4 protein-coding genes and 2 pseudogenes are annotated in these 3,975 nt (G+C 66.2%); all 6 read right to left on the reverse strand.

What is annotated here, in order from left to right; genetic code table 11:
• Positions 1-140: pseudogene (locus tag ENZ75_RS35760) on the reverse strand (ABC transporter permease); the annotation flags it as partial.
• Positions 137-1,300 carry an FMNH2-dependent alkanesulfonate monooxygenase gene (ssuD, locus tag ENZ75_RS24190; protein ID WP_063169610.1) on the reverse strand — a complete coding sequence of 388 codons (1,164 nt, stop codon included), beginning with the start codon at positions 1,298-1,300 and terminating at the stop codon, positions 137-139. The gene ssuD and the pseudogene ENZ75_RS35760, both read right to left, overlap by 4 nt.
• A 91-nt stretch (positions 1,301-1,391) precedes the next feature.
• Positions 1,392-2,345: a sulfonate ABC transporter substrate-binding protein gene (locus ENZ75_RS24195; RefSeq protein ID WP_127224153.1), complete on the reverse strand. Its 954-nt coding sequence runs from the start codon at positions 2,343-2,345 to the stop codon at positions 1,392-1,394.
• Between the two features lie 240 nt (positions 2,346-2,585).
• Complete coding sequence (locus ENZ75_RS24200; RefSeq protein ID WP_013528709.1) at positions 2,586-2,771, reverse strand: hypothetical protein; 186 nt, start codon at positions 2,769-2,771, stop codon at positions 2,586-2,588.
• 31 nt (positions 2,772-2,802) lie between these two features.
• Positions 2,803-3,663 carry an ABC transporter permease subunit gene (locus ENZ75_RS24205; RefSeq protein ID WP_063169611.1) on the reverse strand — a complete coding sequence of 287 codons (861 nt, stop codon included), beginning with the start codon at positions 3,661-3,663 and terminating at the stop codon, positions 2,803-2,805.
• A pseudogene (gene tauB / locus ENZ75_RS24210) lies at positions 3,660-3,975 on the reverse strand (taurine ABC transporter ATP-binding subunit); the annotation flags it as partial. The pseudogene tauB and the gene ENZ75_RS24205, both read right to left, overlap by 4 nt.

Raw genomic sequence — 3,975 nt, forward strand, 5'->3', positions numbered from 1 at the left:
GGCTGGGAGATTGCCAGCCGCGCCGGCAGCACGTTGGCCGGCATGACGCCGGCGCGGCTGGCAATCTCCCAGCCGGCAATGATCAGCGCCGGCAGCAGCCAGCCGATGGCGTTGCTATGCAGGCGCGTGGAAAAGCTCATGACGAAGCCTGCAGGCGGTTGGCGCCATGGAAGCCGACCGAGAATTCGTTGGCGATGTTCTCATGCGCCCGCTGCCGCCTGGTGCCGAGCCCGAGCTTCGGAAACAGAAGCTCGGCGACGCGGTAGGCCTCCTCGAGATGCGGATAGCCCGAGCCGATGATGGTATCGATGCCGATCGCCTGGTATTCGCGGATGCGCCCGGCGATCTGTTCCGGCGTGCCGACCAGCGCCGTGCCGGCGCCGCCGCGCACCAGCCCGACGCCGGCCCACAGATTGGGCGACACCACCAGCCTGTCACGGCGGCCGCCATGCAGCTCCGACATGCGGCGCTGGCCGACCGAATCCATCTGGTTGAGGAAGCGCGCCTGCGCGTTTTCGATCTGGGCGTCGGTGACATGGCTGATCAGCCGGTCGGCGGCGCGCCAGGCTTCGTCCTCGGTCTCGCGCACGATGAAATGCAGCCGGATGCCGAAGCGCAGTTTTCTGCCGCGCCGCGCCGCCTTTGCGCGCGCCGCGGCCAGCTTCTCGGCGACCTGCGCCGGCGGTTCGCCCCAGGTCAGATACATGTCGACGAGGTCCGCGGCGAGGTCCTGGCCGGCATCCGACGATCCGCCGAAATAGAGCGGCGGCCGTTCCTGGTGCGGCAGAAGGTCGAGGCGGCCATTTTCGACGCGGTAATATTTGCCGTTGAAATTGACCCGCTCGCCGGACACCAGGCCGCGCCAGATGGTCAGGAATTCATGCGCCTGGGCATAGCGCTCGTTATGCGGCAGGAAGACGCCGTCGCCGGCGAGCTCGGTCGGGTTGCCGCCGACCACGACATTGAGCAGCAGGCGGCCATTGCTCAAGCGATCGAGGGCGGCGGTCTGGCGTGCGGCGAAAGTCGGCAGCGTCACGCCCGGCCGCAGCGCGACCAGGAACTTCAGTTTTTCGGTGAGTGTCGCGAGGCCCGTCGCGGTGATCCAGGAATCCTCGCAATTCTGGCCGGTCGGCAACAGCACGCCGGGAAAGCCGAGCCGGTCGACCGCCTGCGCGATCTCCTTGAAGTAGCCGAATTCGGGCGGCCGCTGCTGCTCCTCGGAACCGAGATAGGAGCCGTCGCCATGCGTCGGGATGAACCAGAAGAAATCGAGCGGTGCGGTGCTGGCAGGCGCGGTCATGTCTGGCACAGTCACGGGCGGATCTCCTGGAGATATGGGTGCGAACGCAAATGGCGCCGGGCGTTCTCATCCGGCGCCGTCAGGGGACAAGTCAGTTGCCGGGTGCCGTCCACACCGCGTCGGAGATGCGGACCGCGTTCGGGATCAGCCCGAGCTTGAAGAAGCGGTCTGCGGTCGCCTGCTGGCCGGCGATGATCTCGTCGGTGATCGGGAAGACGCCGAATTTGGTGCGGTTGGCGGCGATGATCTGCGCGTCGAGCGGCACGCCGGTCACCTCATGCAGCGCCGCGGCCACCTTGTCGCGGTTCTGGTCGGCCCATTTCGCCGCCTCGCCCAAGGCTGATATCGTTGTGGTGACGGTTTCGGGATGCGCCTTGGCGAAGTCCTTGTTGGCGAGGAAATAGGTGTTGACCTTCAGCACCTCGCTGGAGCGGGCCAGCACACGCGGCTGGTAGCGGGTTTCGGCGATGGCGAAGAACGGATCCCAGACGGTCCAGGCATCGATCTGGTCGCTGGCAAAGGCTGCGGCCGCATCCGCCGGGCTGAGATAGACCGGCGTGATCTGGTCGAACGGGATGCCGGCCTTCTCCAGCGCGGCGACGAGCAGATTGTGCGCGCTGGTGCCCTTGCCGACACCGACGCGCTTGCCCTTGAGATCGGCGACCGACTGGATCGGCGACGCCGGCTTGACGAAGATCGCCTCGCCCTCGCCATTCGACGGCAGCGCTGCGGCATAGACGATGTTGGCACCGGCCGACTGGCCGAAGATCGGCGGCGCGTCGCCGGTCCAGCCGACATCGATGGCGCCGACATTGAGCGCCTCGACCAGCGGCGGACCGGCGGTGAACTCGACCCACTTGACCGTCACGCCCTTGTCTTCAAGTGCCTTCTCGATCACCTGCTGCTGCCTGGCGATCACCGGCAGGCCGGTCTTCTGATAGCCGATGCTGAACTGCTTCAGCTCCTGCGCCGTGGCGCCGGACGACACGGCAACCGTCGCCGCCAGCAGGCCGATGCCGAAAACACGTCTCGTTAGATTGAACATTGATCCCTCTCCTTCGCTGCGGATCGGCGCCGGAAATGGCCTCGCCGGTTGGAAGATGGATGAGGCTAGGTAATTCTATAAATTTAGTAGAGGAATGATTTTGCGAGTTAGAGGGGAGAATGGGAATTATCTTCTTTGGCTACCTGGAATTCGTCATCCTGGGGTCTGCGCTGCGTCGCTTCGCCCTTGCTCGCCCTAGGATGACGAAGACGCGGGGGCTAGTGCCAATCGCCAATCCCCTCACTGCGACCAGTACTGCCAGGCCCAGTAAAAACTCTCGTCGCGTGGCGGCAGGCGGTCGCGCTCGGCGTCCCAGCGGACCGGCGTTGGCGATTTCGGTTGCTGTTCAAGCGGCTGGCTTTCCCTGGTCCAGGCGAGAAGCCAATTGCCGGCTTGGGCGAACAGCACGGCGGTGGAATGGGTCATCGTCATTCTCTCCTGCTCTTCTGATTCCCAATCATTCGCGTCCCGCCCACGGGACGAGCACGCGCTCGATCCTGCGGAGGGTGAATTCCAGCACGAAGGCAATGGCCGCGATCACCAATATGCCCATCACCACCACGTCGGTGACGAGGAACTGGGCGGCCGATTGGATCATGAAACCAAGCCCGCGCGTCGCCGCCACCAGTTCGGCGGCGACCAGCGTCGACCAGCCGGCGCCGAGCGCGATGCGCAGGCCGGTCAGGATCGACGGCAGCGCGCTGGGCAGGATGACATGGCGGACCACTTGGCGCTGAGTAGCGCCCAGTGAGCGCGCCGCATTGATGCGTTCCTGCGAAACGCCGCGAACGCCGGACGCGGTCGACAATGCCACCGGCGCCAGCATGGAAATAGTGATCACCAGGATCTTCGACGGTTCGCCGATGCCGAACCAGATGATGACCAGCGGCAGGTAGGCGAGCGGCGGGATCGGCCGCAGGAACTCCAGCAGCGGATCGAAGATGCCGCGCCCGATCGTGCTGATGCCGATGGCGAGCCCAACCGGCACGCCGACGAGGATGGCGGCGACCAGCGCGGCGAAAACCCGGCCCAGGCTGGCGACGGCATGCTGCAGCAGCGTCGCATCGACGAAGCCGTCGCGGGCGACGGTGATGAACTTGTTCCACACCGCAACCGGCGAGGGCAGGAACACTGGCGACACCAGTTGCAGGCGGGCCGACAGCGCCCACAGCGCCAGCACCACCAGGATGGTCACCACGCTGACCGCGCGCGCGGAAACGCCTTTGCGTTTCGGGCTGGACCGCGACCACGGCACCGACAGGCCGTCGGCCTCGTCGACCTTGTGTCCCGGCCGCTCGGTGTAGGAGGTAACGGTCATGCCGCCTCTCCTTCGAAGATCGCGTCGGTTAGTTCGCCGCGCGCCGCGGCGAAGGCCGGGTCGGCCTTGATGGTGCGGATGGCCTCGCCCGATGCGTAGCGCCTGGAGAAGCCCGGTTCGAAAGTTTGCACCACGCGGCCCGGGCCAGGCGCCAGCACGACGATGCGGGTGGCCAGCACCAGCGCCTCCTCGATGCCATGCGTCACCATCAGCACGCCGACATCGCTTGCCGTCCACAGATCGAGCAGCGTCGTCTGCATGCGCTCGCGCGTCAGCGCATCGAGCGCGCCGCGCGGTTCGTCGCGCAGCAGG

It is taken from the genome of Mesorhizobium sp. M7A.F.Ca.CA.002.04.1.1 (assembly GCF_004022805.1).
GTDB lineage: Bacteria > Pseudomonadota > Alphaproteobacteria > Rhizobiales > Rhizobiaceae > Mesorhizobium > Mesorhizobium ciceri.